The organism is Pseudomonas sp. NFACC02 (assembly GCF_900110765.1).
Lineage (GTDB): Bacteria > Pseudomonadota > Gammaproteobacteria > Pseudomonadales > Pseudomonadaceae > Aquipseudomonas.
This window is the reverse complement of record NZ_FOEO01000001.1, coordinates 331,309-348,057: the sequence shown is the minus strand read 5'-3', so window position 1 is coordinate 348,057 and position 16,749 is coordinate 331,309. Positions and strand designations below refer to the sequence as shown.

The 16,749-nt window shown below is 61.1% G+C and carries 15 protein-coding genes and 1 pseudogene; 13 read left to right on the top strand and 3 right to left on the bottom strand.

Annotated elements, in window-relative coordinates:
* Positions 1-124 precede the first annotated feature (124 nt).
* Positions 125-451 (bottom strand): NIPSNAP family protein, encoded by a 327-nt coding sequence (locus BMY73_RS01740; RefSeq protein WP_092404584.1) that lies wholly within the window; start codon positions 449-451, stop codon positions 125-127.
* A gap of 175 nt (positions 452-626) precedes the next feature.
* Between BMY73_RS01740 and BMY73_RS01735 the strand changes: the two genes are divergently transcribed.
* The 11 genes from BMY73_RS01735 (at position 627) to BMY73_RS01685 (ending at position 10,934) form a co-directional block, all read left to right on the top strand.
* Positions 627-1,520: an NAD(P)-dependent oxidoreductase gene (locus tag BMY73_RS01735; RefSeq protein ID WP_092404582.1), complete on the top strand. Its 894-nt coding sequence runs from the start codon at positions 627-629 to the stop codon at positions 1,518-1,520.
* Positions 1,521-2,948, top strand: coding sequence for an aldehyde dehydrogenase family protein (locus BMY73_RS01730; RefSeq protein ID WP_092404580.1), 1,428 nt, complete (start codon positions 1,521-1,523; stop codon positions 2,946-2,948). It abuts the gene before it with no gap.
* A gap of 103 nt (positions 2,949-3,051) precedes the next feature.
* A complete protein-coding gene (locus BMY73_RS01725) occupies positions 3,052-3,447 on the top strand; it encodes a carboxymuconolactone decarboxylase family protein (protein ID WP_092404732.1) in 396 nt (131 codons plus the stop codon).
* 53 nt (positions 3,448-3,500) lie between these two features.
* The gene (locus BMY73_RS01720; RefSeq protein WP_092404578.1) at positions 3,501-4,841 is read left to right on the top strand and encodes an MFS transporter; all 1,341 of its coding nucleotides are present in this window, start codon (positions 3,501-3,503) and stop codon (positions 4,839-4,841) included.
* Between the two features lie 36 nt (positions 4,842-4,877).
* Positions 4,878-5,801, top strand: a complete 924-nt coding sequence (locus BMY73_RS01715) for an NAD(P)-dependent oxidoreductase (RefSeq protein ID WP_092404576.1) — start codon at positions 4,878-4,880, stop codon at positions 5,799-5,801.
* Entirely contained in the window at positions 5,798-6,187 is a 390-nt protein-coding gene (locus BMY73_RS01710; RefSeq protein WP_092404574.1) for a cupin domain-containing protein, read from the top strand. Before BMY73_RS01715 ends, BMY73_RS01710 begins: the two co-directional genes overlap by 4 nt.
* A gap of 13 nt (positions 6,188-6,200) precedes the next feature.
* Positions 6,201-6,971, top strand: coding sequence for a carboxymuconolactone decarboxylase family protein (locus tag BMY73_RS01705; protein WP_092404572.1), 771 nt, complete (start codon positions 6,201-6,203; stop codon positions 6,969-6,971).
* A 58-nt stretch (positions 6,972-7,029) separates the two neighbouring features.
* Positions 7,030-7,887 carry an N-acyl homoserine lactonase family protein gene (locus BMY73_RS01700; protein ID WP_092404570.1) on the top strand — a complete coding sequence of 286 codons (858 nt, stop codon included), beginning with the start codon at positions 7,030-7,032 and terminating at the stop codon, positions 7,885-7,887.
* On the top strand, positions 7,884-8,651 hold the full coding sequence (locus BMY73_RS01695; protein WP_092404568.1) for an SDR family NAD(P)-dependent oxidoreductase: 768 nt from the start codon (positions 7,884-7,886) through the stop codon (positions 8,649-8,651). The genes BMY73_RS01700 and BMY73_RS01695 overlap by 4 nt, the downstream gene beginning before the upstream one ends.
* Positions 8,652-8,696: 45 nt before the next feature.
* Positions 8,697-10,037 (top strand): MmgE/PrpD family protein, encoded by a 1,341-nt coding sequence (locus tag BMY73_RS01690; RefSeq protein ID WP_092404566.1) that lies wholly within the window; start codon positions 8,697-8,699, stop codon positions 10,035-10,037.
* Between the two features lie 15 nt (positions 10,038-10,052).
* The gene (locus BMY73_RS01685) at positions 10,053-10,934 is read left to right on the top strand and encodes an NAD(P)-dependent oxidoreductase (protein WP_092404564.1); all 882 of its coding nucleotides are present in this window, start codon (positions 10,053-10,055) and stop codon (positions 10,932-10,934) included.
* 21 nt (positions 10,935-10,955) lie between these two features.
* Here the strand turns inward: BMY73_RS01685 and BMY73_RS01680 are convergent, their stop codons facing one another.
* Together BMY73_RS01680 and BMY73_RS01675 are read right to left on the bottom strand one after the other, a co-directional pair.
* A complete protein-coding gene (locus tag BMY73_RS01680) occupies positions 10,956-12,317 on the bottom strand; it encodes an MFS transporter (RefSeq protein WP_092404562.1) in 1,362 nt (453 codons plus the stop codon).
* Positions 12,318-12,402: 85 nt separating this feature from the next.
* Positions 12,403-14,145 (bottom strand): IlvD/Edd family dehydratase, encoded by a 1,743-nt coding sequence (locus tag BMY73_RS01675; RefSeq protein ID WP_092404560.1) that lies wholly within the window; start codon positions 14,143-14,145, stop codon positions 12,403-12,405.
* A 188-nt stretch (positions 14,146-14,333) separates the two neighbouring features.
* On the opposite strand from BMY73_RS01675, the gene BMY73_RS01670 reads away from it, so the two are divergent.
* Both BMY73_RS01670 and BMY73_RS01665 read left to right on the top strand, forming a co-directional pair.
* Positions 14,334-15,038, top strand: coding sequence for a GntR family transcriptional regulator (locus BMY73_RS01670; protein WP_062389053.1), 705 nt, complete (start codon positions 14,334-14,336; stop codon positions 15,036-15,038).
* Between the two features lie 116 nt (positions 15,039-15,154).
* Positions 15,155-16,234: pseudogene (locus tag BMY73_RS01665) on the top strand (transglycosylase SLT domain-containing protein); the annotation flags it as partial.
* Between the last annotated feature and the right edge of the window lie 515 nt (positions 16,235-16,749).

Here is a 16,749-nt window from a genome sequence, read left to right as displayed (position 1 = left end):
GGCCTCTTTTGAGCCGTTTCTCTATCGATTTCGTTCCCCGGTGAGGGCCCCGGTTTCGGCCATCAGACCGAACCTGGGCACCTGCGGCTTCGAGACTATCGAGTGCTCGCTCTATCGGCCAGATTCAACGCAGCGCTGAATAAGCCGTCGGCGCCAGGAACTGTGTCTCGATCCGCTCCACGATAATCGCCTGCGCTTCACTTGCCGCCCGTTTGGCGATCCACTCGGCATCGCTCTGAAACGCATTCCACTTCGCCTCGCGCTCAGCCAGGCTTTCCCATTGCAGCAGGTAGGTCAGCGACTGATTGGTTGACCCGGTCAGGTTGGTCCAGAAACCGATCTGTTTGATCCCGTATTTCTCGAAGAACCCCAGGGTGGTGCTGGTGAAGCGCTCGTGCAGGGCGGACAGACGACCCGGTGCACAGTGATAGGTGCGCCATTCGACAATCATTTCGTTCAACTCCTCAAAGGTGCCGTTGGTAGAAACCGTAAATTAGCCTATTGACCGACTGTATGACAATCCTATAGTTTTGTCGCAACTGCTGGCGCAGGTCACCGTTCCAGAACACTGCGTGACATCGCCTTCGACCCGTTTGACAAAAACATAAAAATCAAAGGGCACGAACATGACGCAACCGCAACGAATCGGCTTCATCGGACTGGGCATGATGGGCCTGCCGATGACGTCCTGCCTGGCCAAGGCCGGTTTTCAACTGTTTCTCGCGGACGCGGACCCCGCACGGCTGCGCGATGTACAGGCTACCCTGAATGCCTCCGTGTTAACCGCAGAAAACGCCAATACCCTCGATGTCTTGATCACCATGCTGCCCAACTCGGCCATCGTTGAAAGCGTGCTGCTGGGCGACGGCGGCTGGGCGGCGCACCTGAAGGCCGGTGCGGTGGTGATCGACATGAGCTCTTCGGAGCCGGCACGGTCCCGCGAACTGGCTCATACGCTCAAAGCCCTCAACCTTGAATACCTCGACGCCCCGGTGTCCGGTGGGGTGAAGCGTGCGGTGGATGGCAGCCTGGCCATTCTCGTTGGCGGTGACGAAACGGTCATGCAACGCTGTCGCTCGGTGCTGGAGGCCATGGGCAAAAACATCCTGCACATTGGCGACGCCGGTGCCGGTCACGCGGCCAAGGCCCTGAACAACTTCGTCTCTGCGGCAGGGCTTATGGCGACCGTCGAAGCGTTACACGTGGCCAAGCGTTTTGGTATCGAGCCGGACGTCATGGTCGATGTGCTCAACGCGTCGAGCGGCGGCACCAACACCTCGTTGAACAAGGCCAGGCAGTTCATGCTCAGCGGCACGTTCGGTTCCGGGTTTTCCATGCTGCTGATGAACAAGGACCTGAAGATTGCCAAAGGCCTGTCCGACGCGCTGGATTACCCGCTGACCTTCGGCAAAAGCGCAATCGCGGTGTGGAACGAGGTGGCGCAGGAGGCAACACCCACCACGGATCACACCGAGATGTACCGCATGCTCGCGAAGGAAGGCGAGCGAGGAGGCGAGTAAATGTCCCGTGCAGACTGCTTCTATATAGACGGCCGCTGGGTCGAGCCCGCATCGCCCACCTGGTTCGACGTCATTGACCCGGCCACCGAGGCCGTGGTCGAGCGGCTGGCGTTGGGGGACGCCCGCGACGTCGATCGCGCGGTGGCCGCTGCGCGCAAGGCCCTGCCGGGGTTCTCGCAAACCAGCGTGGCCGAACGCATTGCATTGCTCAAGCGCATCGTCTCGATCTATGAGCGTCGCCAGGAGGAGTTCGCTCAGGCCATGCGCCAGGAAATGGGCGCGCCCATAACCTTTTCCCGATCATTCCAGGTGCCGCGCGGCTGGCTGCACTTGAACCAGTTGATCGATGTGCTGCAGCACTTTGCGTTTGAAGAGGCGCGGGGCAGCACATTGATACGTCACGAACCGGTCGGTGTCTGCGGTCTGATCACTCCCTGGAACTGGCCGATCAATCAGATCGTGGTCAAAGTCGGTCCGGCGCTGGCCGCCGGTTGCACCATGGTGCTCAAACCCAGTGAATATTCGCCGCTGAGCAGCCTGTTGTTTGCGCAAGTGCTGGATGAAGCGGGCGTGCCTGCCGGGGTCTTCAATCTGGTCAATGGCGACGGCCCCGGCGTGGGTGCAGCGATGTCGTCGCACCCCGACATCGACATGCTCTCGTTCACCGGTTCGACCCGCGCGGGCGTCCTGGTGGCCAGGTCGGCCGCAGACACCGTCAAGCGCGTCGCGCAGGAACTCGGTGGCAAGTCGGCGAATATTCTGCTCGACGACGTCAATCTTCAGGACGCTGTGACCCGCGGCGTCGCGGCATGCTTCACCAATAGCGGTCAGTCGTGCTCGATTCCAACCCGCATGCTGGTCCCGCGTTCGCTCATGGATCCTGCCATTCAGATCGCCAGAGTCGCGGCCGAGGGCTATCGCATGGGCGACACGAGCGATGAAAGCACCCAGCTGGGTCCGCTGGTCAATCGCGCTCAGTTTCGCCGGGTGCAAGCGATGATTCAGAACGGCATTGACGAAGGGGCGCAACTGGTCACCGGCGGCGTCGGTCTGCCGGAGGGCATCGATAAGGGCTATTACGCCAGACCCACTGTGTTTGCCTACGTCAGTCCGCAGATGAGCATTGCCCAGGAAGAAATTTTCGGGCCGGTCTTGTCGATGATCCCCTATGACTCGGAAGCCGAAGCCATTGCCATCGCCAACGGCACCCACTACGGATTGGCCGCCTATGTGCAATCGGCCAATCAGCAGCGTGCGCGCGAGGTTGCGCGGCAATTGCAGGCGGGCAGCGTCCACCTGAATTATCCGCCCGCCGATTTTGCGGCGCCGTTCGGCGGCGTGAAGCGCTCCGGCAACGGTCGCGAATGGGGCGAGTATGGTTTTCGCGAATACCTGGAAGTGAAGTCACTGGTGGGCTACGGCGCCTGAGCCCACGCACCGGGCTTGGCGCAGGGCGCGAACCCGCGACTCAAAAAAATTTAGCCGTTTTAACTGTATGACAATCAGTCGATCGTACGAAGAGGTGGCAATGATGGACAGCAACGAACGTTTCAATCATGGCTTCAATAACCGCAAGGAAGTACTGGGCGACCGCCACGTCGAGAAATCCTGGGAAGCCGCCGACGATTTCAATCGGCCAATGCAGAAGCTGGTCACCGAATACTGCTGGGGTGAAGTCTGGGGTGATCCGACATTGCCCTTCAAGACCCGCAGCATCATCAACATCGCCATGCTCACCGCGATGAGTCAGCACCATGAACTCGCCGTTCATGTGCGCGGCGCGTTGCGCAACGGGGTGACGCGGGAAGAGATTCGCGCGGTGCTGATGCAGGCGGCGGTGTATTGCGGCGCGCCGCTGGGTCTTGCGGCCTTTCGCGTGGCGTCGGACGCCATCAAGGCCTGGGACGCCGAGACCTCCAAAGGCTGAATCCCGCACCACCCCTCCATGCTTGCGTCCGACAATAACTATAAGGAAACGTCATGAGCACCTATGCCCCAGCCAGATCGGTGGCTGAAACCGATCAGTCGATCGAGAAGAAAAGAAGGAACGCCATCAAGGGCGCGTTTTTCTCCGAATACATCGACATGTTCGACATTTATTTGCCGGTGGTGGTGTTGTCCCCGGTGCTGTTTTTCTTCCAGCCCGCTCAGTTGTCGCCAGGCATGGCCGCGATTCTCGCGTCACTGGTGTTCATCACCACGCTGCTGGGCCGTCCGATTGGTGCGTTACTGTTCGGCATGATCGCCGACAAGACCGGACGGCGCATGGCGTCGATTTATTCGGTGTCCGGTTTTGGCGTGGTCACGTTGTTGATTGCGCTGCTGCCCGGTTACGAAACCATCGGCATCGCGTCGTACTGGGCCCTGGTGTTGCTGCGTTTTGTCGACGGGATTTTCCTCGGCGGTGGCTACACCGGTGCGATGCCATTGGCCATCGAGTATTCCAAAAAGCATCAGCGCGGTTTTGTCGGCGGTCTGATCATTGCCGGGTTCCCGTTGGCGTATGTGAGCATCAACCTGGTGGCGATGCTGATGTTCATGCTTTTCCCGCTCGATGGCCCTGGCTCGCCTTACGTACAGTGGGGCTGGCGGATTCCGTTCGTGATCGGCGCGGTGCTTGCCGGCGTGCTGGCGCTGTACTACGTGTACGCGGTGTCGGAATCGGAGATCTGGGAGAGCGAAACCGGTAACAAGCCTCGTGAAAAGCTGCCGCTGACCGACCTGCTCAAAGGCAAGAGCGGGCGCAACCTGCTGCAGGTGCTGCTGATGATGACCGGCTTCTGGCTGACCCAGAACATCATCACCATCTTCCTGCCCACCGGCCTGCTGAGAAACATCCTGCACCTGTCAGGGATGGAGGTCACGGGCACGTTGCTGATCGCCTATGCGGTGCTGTTCTTCAGTTACATCGGTTCGGGAATGATCGGGCAGAAAATCGGGCGCCGTCGTTTCTTCATCACCCTGGGGCCGATCATTGCCACCGTCGGGGCCGCCATCATGTACGTCCTTGCCAACGTCCAGGGGCTTTCGCTGCCGGTGATCATTACGCTCGTCTGCGTACTGTCGGTGCTGGTCACTGCACCCTGGGGTGTGATCGTGACCTACATCAACGAGCGTTTCGTGACCGACGTACGCGCCACCGGGTTCGGTGTCGGGTTCAGCCTGTCGGTGATCATTCCATCGTTCTACGCCTTCTATATGGCCTGGCTGGGCGAGTTCATGCCGTTTTCCGTCACGCCCGCCGTGTTGCTGGTCGTCGGCGGTGTGATTGCAACCATCGGCGCCTACATGGGGCCGGAAACCAAAGACGTGGATTTCTAAGGCTCACCCCACCGTGAGCGCTTGAGGAGAGCTGTCGTGAACAACAAGACATTGGGCTTCATCGGTCTGGGCAACATGGGCGGGCGCATGACGCGCTGCCTGGTGAATGCCGGTCTGGATGTGCTCGGTTATGACACCGACGCCCAGCGAATAGCGGCGGCGGGGGCACGGGTGGCGGCCTCGATCGCCGACGTTGCGGCGGAGGCCGGCGTGGTGTTGCTGTCGCTGCCGGACAGTAAGGTCGTCGAGGCGGTCGTCGAGGGTCCGCAAGGGCTGCTCGCGCATTGCCGGGAAGGCCAGGTCGTCGTCGACCTCAGCACCGCAGCGGCCAGTTCGACCCTGCGCCTGAACGGTCTGTTTGCCGAGCGCGGTGTGCAGTACATCGATGCCGGGATTTCCGGCGGTGCGGCAGCGGCCGAGAAGGGTGCATTGACGCTGATGGTCGGTGGCGATGCCGGCACCGTCGATGCGCTGGCATGGGTGTTCAAGCCCATCGCCAGCAAGGTCTTTTTGATGGGGGAGAGCGGCGCCGGGCACACGACCAAATTGCTGAATAACTTCCTCAATGCGGTGAGCCTCGCCGCGACAGCGGAGGTGATGGTCGCTGGCAAGAAAGCCGGGCTGGACCTGCATCGACTGCTCGAGGTGTTGAACAGCAGCAGCGGGGTGAACTTCGCCACGCTCAATCGATTCCCGCACATCGTCGACGGCAACTACCTGGAAGGTGGGCTGACCGGCAAATTGATGAGCAAGGACGTGGTGCTGTACCTGGACCGCGTTCGTGAACTGGGGGTCGCTTCGCTCAATGCGTCCGGGCCGTTGGCCAGTTTCGGCCTGCAGACCGCGCTGGGTTATGGCGACCTGATCAGCAATCGCGTGGTGGATGCCATCGGTGACATGTCTGGTGGGGTGCGCCTGCACGAATCGCGTCAAGCACTGAACACAGGAGAGAACGCATGAAGGTTTTTCACGGCAGCGTCGAAGGCGCCGTTTCAGAGCAACGTACAAGTACCTTCACGGGCGTGGTCTGGGCTGACCCGGTGATGCCCGCCACCGATGGGGTGACGATCAATAACGTGTCATTCAATCCGGGCGCCCGCACCTACTGGCATTACCACGAACAGGGGCAAGTGCTGTATGTGGCCGCCGGCAGCGGCTGGATTTGCCTGGAAGGCGGTGAACCGCAGGCGATCCGCCAGGGCGACACCGTGTGGATCGGTCCGAACGAACGCCACTGGCATGGCGCCAATACCAAAAATTTCATGGTTCACACGGCGACCTCCATCGGCAAGACCGTTTGGCAGGAAGCGGTGGCGGACACGGATTACCTGCGTTCGGCGGATTGAGGAGTCCCGACTGATGAACCTCACAGAAAAACAGCAAAAGGCCAAAGGCGCCTTTGCCTGCAGTGGCGGTACGTGGAACCTGGCGTGGGACAGCCTGCTCAGGCTGGACCCCGGCTTCGTCGAGGCCTACGCCGGTTTCGCTGCCGTGCCGTGGCAGAAGAATCACCTGCCCGCCAAGGTCAAGGCGTTCATTGCTATCGCCGCCGATGCCGCGGCCACGCACTTGTACCGCCCCGGCATCCAGGAGCATCTGCGTGTCGCCGTCCAGCATGGCGCAACACGTGAAGAGTTGACCGAAGTGCTTGAACTGATCAGCACCGTGGGCATTCACGCGTCCAATGTCGGTGTGCCAGTGTTGCTCGAGGTGCTGGAGGAAGAGGGCATGCGTGACGGTCCCGAGCCGCTCGATGCCCGTCGGGAAGCGCTCAAGTCCAGTTTCATCGACAACCGGGGTTACTGGCATTCGTCGTGGGAAGGGTTGCTTGAACTGGACCCGGAACTGTTCGAGGCGTACGTCGAATTTTCATCCGTGCCGTGGCGCACCGGCGTGCTGGAACCCAAGGTCAAAGAGCTGATGTATTGCGCATTCGATGCAGCCGCTACGCACCTGTACGTGCCGGGCCTCAAGCTGCACATGCGCAATGCCTTGCGCTATGGCGCGACCAGGGAAGACATCATGGAAATGCTGGAGATCGTCAGCGTCATCGGCATCCACGGCGCGCTGGAAGCGGCGCCCATGCTTGAACAGGCGCTGGGGGAAGCGAACCGCCGTCCCACCGGGTGATCGCCAATTGTCGGGACCTCGCTGCTGAATCTGCCCGGTTTTTATCTGGAGTTGTTTTATGGACACGCCATCAAAGAGCAATCAATCAACCCCAACCCCGCCTGACTGGATCGATCCAGAGGTCATCATCGTCCGCTATGGCACGCGCCAGACCACCAAGAGCGAGTGCTATTACAACTTCCGCGCGTACCGTGAGCCAGACGCGGACATCACCATGGATTATTTTTTCTGGATCTTCCGCAATGCCGGGCAGACCATCGTCATCGACACCGGGTTCAGCCCGGAGGCGGCGATTGCTCGGCGCCGACAGCCCGTCATCGCGCCGGCCGACGCGCTTGCCCGGTTGGGCATCGATCCACTGGAGGTCAAGCTGCTGGTGCTGACCCACGCGCACTACGACCACGCTGGCAATCTGGGGCTGTACCCCAACGCCAACATTGTCATGTCGCGGCGCGAGTTCGAATTCTGGGGCACCGACATGGGCAAGCGGCCTCAGTACGCCCATCACATCGACCCACTGGACATCGAGCGGATTCAGGCCTTGCACCGGGACGGCCGTATCACCTTGCTGGACGAGCCTCGCACCACGTTGATCCCGGGCATCGAGTTGCACGAACTTGGCGGGCATACACCGGGGCAACTGGCGGTCGTCGTGGAGATGCCGGAAGGCCCGGTGATTCTGGCCTCGGACGCCATTCACTATTACGAAGAGCTTGAGCAGGACCGGCCGTTCGCGGTGCTCGACAGCCTGGCGGACATGTACCAGGGCTATGTGCAGATTCGCGAGTGGTTGCAACGTCCTGGGGCCGTGGCCGTGCCAGGGCACGACCCGGACGTGATGAATCGCTTCGCGCCCGTTGATCCCGGTGATCCCTCGTTTGCCGTGCGCATCGGCTCCCCCGGGCCACGCGTATGAAGGGCCGGGTCGCGCTGGTGACGGGGTCATCGGACGGGCTGGGTCTGGCAATGGGCAAGGGCCTCGCTGCGGCGGGGTTCGACGTGGTCCTGCACGGATTGGCGGATCCTGACGGGATGCATCAGACGTGCGATGCGTTGATGCGTGCCCATGATGTGGCGGTCAGGTACGTCAGGGCCGATGTCGCCCACCCCCATGAAATCGAATCGCTCATCAACGCGGCAGGCCGGGTGGACGTGTTGATCAACAACGCGGTGGTCCGGCACTTTGCGCCATTGGAGGCCTTTCCTCTGGAGCGCTGGGATCAGGCGCTGGCGGTTAACCTGACGGCGGCGTTTCGTGCTACCCAGTTGGTGTTGCCAGGCATGCGCGAGCGGCAGTGGGGGCGGATCTTCAACCTGTCTTCAGCCTATGGCTCGCGCGCCATCGCCAACCGCATCGATTACGTCACCACCAAGACCGCGCTGCTGGGCCTGACCCGAGCCGTGGCAGTGGAAACCCAAGGCCAGGGCATTACCTGCAACGCGGTGTGTCCGGGGTCGGTGCTGACACCGAACATCGAAGGCCGTTTGAATGCCTTGATGGCGGAGAAGCAGCTGGACAGGCAAACCGCCACGCGTGAATTCCTGCATGGCAAACAGGGCACCGGGCGCTTTGTCGAGGCAAGCCACGTGGCCGATCTGATCGTGTACCTGTGCAGCGATTCCGCCGCATCCATCACCGGCGCCACCCTGCCGGTGGACGATGGATGGATGGCGGGCTAAATGCGCGCCGCACACCAGCCCCCCAATAAGCACCGGGAATAGCGCATGACCCACGCCTTAAGTCATCCACTTGCCGAATACATCGAACGCACGACCTGGGCCGACATTCCGTCGTCTGTGGGGCATGAAGCCAAGCGGGCGCTGGTCAATTATTTCGCCGTCTGCATGGCCGGCTGCAGTGATCCGGACGTCGTCAAGGCTGCGAAGCTGTTTTCGCGTTACAACGCGGGCAATCAGGCCCACCTGGTCGGTCGCAGTGAGTCGATGGACCTGCTCAATGCGGCCTCTCTGAATGCGATGAGCGCCAACGTCTTCGATTACGACGACACGCACATTCCAACCATCCTTCACCCGACGGCGCCTGTCGCGGCCGCGTTATTCGCGCTGGCTGAAACCCGGCGGGTCAGTGGCAAGAATTTATTGCTGGCGTTTGTGCTGGGGGTCGAGGTCGAGTGCCGGTTGGGCATGGCGATTTCCCCGGAGCACTACCGTCGGGGCTGGCACATCACCGCGACCTGCGGCGTGTTTGGCGCAGCGGCAGCGGTGGGCAAGGTGCTCGGGCTCAATGCCCGGCAACTGGTCTGGGCTTTTGGAAACGCCAGCGCTCAGGCATCGGGACTGGTGGAAACCCTGGGCAGCGCGGCCAAGAGCATCGGCGTCGGCAATGCGGCACGCAATGGCGTGCTGTCGGCGTTGCTGGCCGAGGAGGGTTTCGCCGGGCCCGAGCAACCGCTGGAGGGTGAACGAGGGTTTCTTAACGTCTTCGGCGAGCAGCCTCGCTACAGCGAAGTCAGCAGCGGACTGGGCGAGTCGTGGGCGTTGCTTGCCAACACCTACAAGCCGTATCCCTGCGGCGTGGTGCTCAATCCGGTGATTCAGGCGTGTCTTGAGATGTCGCGGGATCGCCAGTGGGCGCTGGAGGACATCTTGCGTATTGAGCTGACGGGAAATCCGTTACTGCGCCAGCGCACTGATCGCCCGGACATCGTTCTGGGACGGCAGTCTCAGGTCAGTGCGCAGCATGCGGTCGCCGTCAGCCTGGCCACTGGCAAGGCAGGGCTCGGTGAGTTCAGCGACGCCGCGGTCAGCGACCAGCGTCTGCGGGCGCTGTATGGGCGTTTGCAGTTCATCGATGACACCGACTGCCCGGTGGAGTCTGCGCAGGTCCGGATTTTCTTCGCATCACGAGACCCTCTCAGCCGCACCATTGACGTGTCATTGGGCAGTCTGGGCGCGCCGCTGAGTGATCAGTTTCTGGAAAACAAATTGCGGGATTTGGTCGCCTACGGCCGTTCGGGCTGCGAACCACAGCCGTTGCTTGAGGCGCTGTGGGCGCTGGATCGTTCAACCGACGCGGGCGCGCTGATGCGCCTGGCCAGTCTTTAATTATCAGGAATCATCATGGCCGAGCATCAACTGGGTTTTATCGGGGTGGGTGTCATGGGGCGCCCCATGGCGCGGCGGTTGCTGCAACACGGGCATTCGCTGGTGATCTACGACAAGGATCAAAGCGCACTGGATGAACTCGCGGCACTCGGCGCGCAGGTGGCCTCCAGTGTGCGGGAAGTGGCCGACAGTGCGGAAGTCATCTTCACCAGCCTGCCCAGCCCGGCGATCTTCAAGGCCGTGGCGATGGGGGCCGATGGCCTTATCGAGGGCCGTGCGGTGAGGGTTCTGGTGGACCTGTCGACAGTGGGGTCGCGCGCCACGCAGGAAGTGGCCAGCGCGCTCGCAAGCAAAGGCATCGAAACGGTCGATGCGCCCGTCAGCGGCGGAGCTGCAGGGGCGAAGAACGGTACGCTGGCGCTGATGATCGCGGGCAAGCCCGACGTCGTCGAGCGGGTACGGGCGCTGTTCGATGTCTTCGGCAAGGTGTTCATCGTCGGCGAGCAGCCTGGGCAAGGCCAACTGCTGAAGTTGCTGAACAACATGCTTTCCACGACAGCATTTGCGATCACCAGTGAAGCCTTCGTCGCGGGCGTCAAAGGCGGGCTGGACCCCGACGTCATGATGGCGGTGATCAACGCTGGCAGCGGCAAGAACGGCGCGACGCTGGACAAATTCCCCAAGCATGTGTTGCCGGGCACTTTCGATTTCGGCTTCCCCATGTCCAGCGTGTGCAAGGACGTGGGCCTCGCCGTGGAGGAGTGCCAGGCGCTGGGGGTGCCGATGTGGCTTGGCAATGCTGCACGGCAACTGTGGAACGTTGCCGCGCAGCAGGACGGCGGAGATCGCGATCTGACCGACCTGGTCCGTACGGTGCAAGGGTGGTCCAATCGCTGATCCAGGTTCGGCTGGCTGGACTCAGCGTTTACTCGTCAACGACTCCACGGCGGTGACCGGCGTTTCGGCAGGCTCATCCTTGAGGGTCATGCGTTCGATTTTTCCGACGATCACCAGGTAGCAGAACATCGCCACCAGCGCGTTCGCGGCGACGAAGATCAATGCGCCTTCGAACGATCCGGTCGATTGCAGGATGAAACCGATGACGATGGGGGTGGTGATGCCGGCCGTGTTGCCAAATCCGTTGAACATCCCGCCGCACAGCCCTGCGATCTGTTTGGGCGCGGTGTCGGCCACCACCGCCCAGCCGATAGCACCAAACCCTTTGCCGAAGTAGGCGATGGCCATGACGGTCACCACCAACCATTCAGCGTCGATGTAGTTGCAGGCGATCATGCTGGTCGACATCAACATGCCCAGCACCAGCGGCGTCTTGCGTGACCAGGTCAGAGAGCGGCCCCGTCGCAGCATGCCGTCGGAGATGATGCCGCCGAGCACGCCGCCAAGGAACCCGCAAATCGCAGGCACCGAGGCGACCAGTCCAGCCTTGAGGATCGACATGCCACGGTCCTGCACCAGATAAACGGGGAACCACGTCAGGAAGAAATACGAGAGGGTGTTGATGCAGTACTGACCAATGAAAACCCCGAGCATCATGCGATGGGTCAGCAATTGCTTGAAGTGGGTCCAGCGGGGACGGGTGAATTCATTCTTGACCCCGATCTGGTCCATTTCGATCAGGCCGCCACCGCTGGAAATGTGCTGCAGTTCGGCCTCATTGACCTTAGGGTGCTGGCGAGGGGCATGGATGGTTTTCAGCCAGATCAGCGACATCAGGATTCCCAGGGCGCCCATGACCAGAAACACGTAGTGCCAGCCGTACTGGAAGGTGATCCAGCCCATCAGCGGGGCGAACAATACTGTGGCGAAGTACTGCGCGGAGGTGAATATTCCGGCGGCGGTACCGCGCTCGGCGGTGGGAAACCAAGCGGCAGCGATGCGGCTGTTACCCGGAAAAGAGGGCGACTCTGCCAGACCGACGATAAACCGCAGGATGAACAACGCCACGACGATGGCGCTCACGCTCAGCACACCGACAAAGCCCTGCAGCAGGGTGAGGATCGACCACAGAAAAATACTCCAGGCGTAGACCCGCTTGGAACCGAAGCGGTCCAGCAGCCATCCGCCGGGAATTTGTCCGATAACGTAGGCCCAGGCAAACGCCGAGAAAATGACCCCCATCTGAACAGGGGTCAGGCCCAAGTCTTTTTGCAACGTAGAGCCGACGATAGACAGCGTTGCGCGGTCTGCGTAATTGAGCGTGGTGACAATGAATAGCATCAACAGAATCAGGTACCTGATTCGCGTGGGGCGTGTGGTCATGACGGCGGTCCTGTTTTTATTGTTTGAGCCCGTGCGCCACTGCGTGATAACGCAGCGGTGCACGTTCAGGGAAAACCGGTGCTGATCAGTCGCGGGCGGGGACCCGCGCGATCATGTGTGGCGGGCGCAGGAACCCGAAGTCGCAGCCTTTGTCAGCCTGAGTTACCTGCTCGAAGAACAACTTGCGGTACCCACGCTCGGCGCCCTGCGGTACAGGGCGTACCCACTGCGCTCTGCGCCGTTCCAGTTCCTCGGCGGAGACTTTCAGCTCGATGCTGCGTTCGGCCACGCTCAGGCGAATCCGGTCGCCGTTACGCACCAGCGCCAAAGGCCCGCCCAACGCAGCTTCGGGTGTGACGTGCAAAACGATGGTGCCCGCCGCTGTACCGCTCATGCGACCGTCGGAAATCCGGACCATGTCCTTAACGCCAGCGCGCGCGAGCTTTTTCGGAATCGGCAGGTAACCGGCCTCCGGCATGCCCGGGGCGCCGGTGGGACCGATGTTCTTGAGCACCAGAATGTCGTCGGCGTTGACGTCCAGTTCGGGGGCGTCGATGCGCGCGGCCATGTCTTCGGAATTTTCGAACACCACGGCGCGGCCTTCGTGCTCCATCAGGACCGGGTCCGCAGCTGACTGTTTGATGATCGCCCCATCGGGCGCCAGGTTGCCTTTGAGGAAGGCGATGCCGCCGGCCGGGTAGATCGGGTTGGCGAAGCTGCGAACCACGTCCTGCTTGAACGATGGCACTGCATCGAGTTCTTCGCCCAGGGTGCGGCCGGTCACGGTCAAGGCGTCCAGATGCAGTTGCGGGCGCAGTTCGCGCAGCACGGTCTGTAGGCCCCCGGCGCGGTGCAGGTCTTCCATGTAGTGCTGGCCCGACGGTTTGAGGTCGACCAGCACTGGCGTTTCCCGGCTCATGCGATCAAACGCCTCCAGGTCGATATCGAACCCCATGCGCCCGGCGATGGCCGTCAGGTGGATGATGCCGTTGGTTGAGCCACCAATCGCCAGAAGGATGCGCAAGGCGTTTTCGAAGGCTTTCTCGGTGAGGATCTTGTCCGGCGTCAGACCGCTCCGGGCCATGATCACCGCCTGACGTCCGCTGAGCTCGGCAATGCGGATACGGTCAGACGTCACGGCCGGTGGCGAGGCGCCTCCGGGCATCACGATGCCTAGCGCCTCACCGATGCAGGCCATGGTGCTGGCCGTGCCCATCACTGAACAGGTGCCGACGCTGGCCACCAGCTTGTCGTTGACTTCGGTGATTTCCTGCTCGTCGATCTGATCACCCCGGTACTGACCCCAGAAGCGCCGACAATCGGTACAGGCGCCTACGCGTTCGCCCCGATGGCCACCGGTGAGCATGGCCCCGGTCACCAGTTGCACCATGGGCACGTTCGCCGACGCTGCACCCATCAGTTGCGCGGGAACCGTCTTGTCGCAGCCACCGATCAGCACCACGGCATCCATCGGTTGCGCACGGATCATCTCTTCGGTGTCCATGGACATCAGGTTACGCAGGTACATGCTGGTGGGTTGCGAGAAGCTTTCGGCAATGGAAATGGTTGGAAAATCGATCGGCAGCCCGCCGGCCATCATCACGCCACGTTTTACCGCCTCTATGAGTTGTGGGGCGTTGCCATGGCAGGGGTTGTAGCCGCTGCCGGTGTTGGCGATGCCGACGATGGTGCGGTTCAACGCGTCGTCGGTGTAACCGGCACCTTTGATGAAGGCCTTGCGCAGGAACAGGGCGAAGCCTGTGTCGCCATAATTGGTCAGCCCCTTGCGGATGCCTTTGAGTTTGATGACAGGGTCGTGATCAGGCATGGTTACCTCAGTTGATTTTATTATTGGATATATTATCGATAATCCATGAAGTGGATGTAATCACGGAACACCGAGGCGAAGCAAGCGTCTTGTGGTTTTCATCAGAAGGCTTAAACGAAGCTGCGCTGGACGTGGGTTTGTGGCAGTCTGACGCGGTCAATCCTGATCACGTGAGTGCTGTACCCGCTATGCAACCCCTGGAACTCGATGATCCGCAAAGCGGCCTGGAACGGGCCGTGCAAACCCTCGAAGAAGAAATCGTGCTGGGTTTTCTGCACCCGCGCGAGCGACTCGTCGAGGACGAGTTGCTCACACGCTTCAACCTCAAACGGCACGTTGTGCGCCAAGTGCTTGTCGAGCTCGAACGCATGGGCTTGGTGGAGCGCAAGCGCAACATCGGCGCACTGGTTCGTGCGTACACTGTTAAAGAAGTGGAGGATTTGTATGCGGTTCGTGAGCTGCTCGAATGCCAGTGCGTGCAGTTGATCCGTTTCCCGGTACCGCTTGATCGGCTTGACCAACTGCAAGCGACCCAGCAGGAGCATGACGCGCAGATCGCCGCGGGCAATTTGCGCCTGGTGTTTCGCGCCAACATGCGTTTCCACCAACAGCTGTTTGCTCTGTCGGACAACCCGGTATTGGTTGCGGCTATTCAGGATCACGCCCAGCGTGCTCACTCCATCCGGTCGTCCTCGCTAGTGCTCCCCGAACAACTGGAGCGTGCCCGTCGCGAACACTGGGCGATCATCGATGCGCTCAAGGCCGCTGACGCGCAGCGTCTTGTCGAGCTGTGTCGTGCACATCTGGCGCCCTCGCGGGACGCTTACGTCGCGGCCTACTATCGACGTGCTGGGTCCCCGATGGCGGTCGAGCAAAAGCACCTGAGTGCATGAACGACGCTCTCCGGTTGTCTTGTCCACGCGATGCCACACGCGATGACGGCCAGTGAGAGGGAACCGGGCGGGCGTTTGAGCCACCCAGGGTAATCTCGCTCTCAGGACTTCCGCTCATGCCGTTTGCCTTGACCTTCCCGATCGGGCTGCCGCGACTCGGCTATCAGATACGCACCGGGTCGCTCGGCCTCTGCCTGCTCTGCGCAGGTTGTCAGTCCTTCGATTACTCGCCGCAGGCCACGGTTGAGCGGACACCCCGTCTGGTGGCGGGGCTTCATCGCGAGGTGAATTCCCAGGCTCCGGGCGCGGAGCCGTTGCGCTACGACGGCAGCGATATCTGGGGGCGGTTGGGGCAAGGCTTCAGCCTGGCCGACGCCGTTGGCCTCAACCCGCGTATCGTGCGCCAGCGCGACTGGTTGCTGGAAAACCCGTCTTTCCTCCGCATGGCCAGCCAGCGGGCCAGCCCTTATCTGCATTTCATCGCGCAGTCTCTGGACGAGCGGGGAATGCCGTCGGAGCTGGCGTTGTTGCCCATCGTAGAAAGTGCCTACAACCCTAAAGCCAACTCTGCCCGTGATGCGGCCGGCTTGTGGCAGTTCATGGCCGCCACCGGACGGGACTTCAATCTGCGTCAGACGGCTTTTTACGACGGGCGGCGTGACGTCGTGGCATCGAGCAAAGCGGCCATGGATTATCTGACGCGTCTACACGATCAGTTCAACGGCGATTGGCTCCTGGCCATGGCCGCCTACAATGCGGGCGAGGGCACCGTAGCGCGGGCAATTACGGCCAATCAGCAGCGGGGTTTGCCGGCAGACTATTGGCATCTGAATCTTCCGCGAGAAACCCAGGACTACGTCCCACGTCTGCTGGCGCTTTCGATATTGGTGCGCGAACCGGCTGCGTATGGGGTGCGACTGAGTCCGGTGGCCAATGCACCGTATTTTACAGCCATCGAACTGCTGCATCCGGTTGACCTTACCCAACTGGCGGAGACCGCTGGCGTCGACGAAACCGTACTCGTGGGTCTGAATCCTGCGTTTTTGCGCAAGAAAACCGTCGATGGCCCGCATCATTTGCTGGTCCCACGCAATCAAGCGCGGCAGTTGGCGGCCGGCTTGGCGAAAATGGAAGACAGCACTGCCATCCCTCCCGTGGACGCGTTGGCGATCAGCGGGGCTTCTCCATCGCCGTCTGTCAGATGGGCGCCTTGATCCACCTTTTTTCCCCTTTCGCCCAGCCGCTTTACTCAGTGCGTTTTGCCCCACAATGGGGCGGTTTCTCGTGCGTGAGGGAGGGAGCGGCAGTAATGACGCTTCCCAACGCGGACGTCGACTGGACTAACGCCCATCGTAGAGCCATTGAATGATTTGCACGGCCGAAGACGGCCTGAACTTTTTCTTCATGGTGTAACCCTGTTGATACACCTGGGTTTTGCGTTGCACTGACATATCTTGAAACATCGCAACAGGTATTTCTGTGGTGAATACCCGGTTATCGCGACCGTTATATGGGCCTGTCGGTCCATTTTCGTTAGTTGGCTATTGATCAGGATGGATGGGTGAAACATGCCTGCTTTTGCGTCAGCGTACCGTTCGAGTACAAGCGCAGCGCTACCGGAAAGCCCTGAAAACACAGGGCTTGGCTGAATGGATAAAGCAATGTTCGGAAATCCGAATGGCCCTAGTTGGAAAACCGAACGAAAACCAAA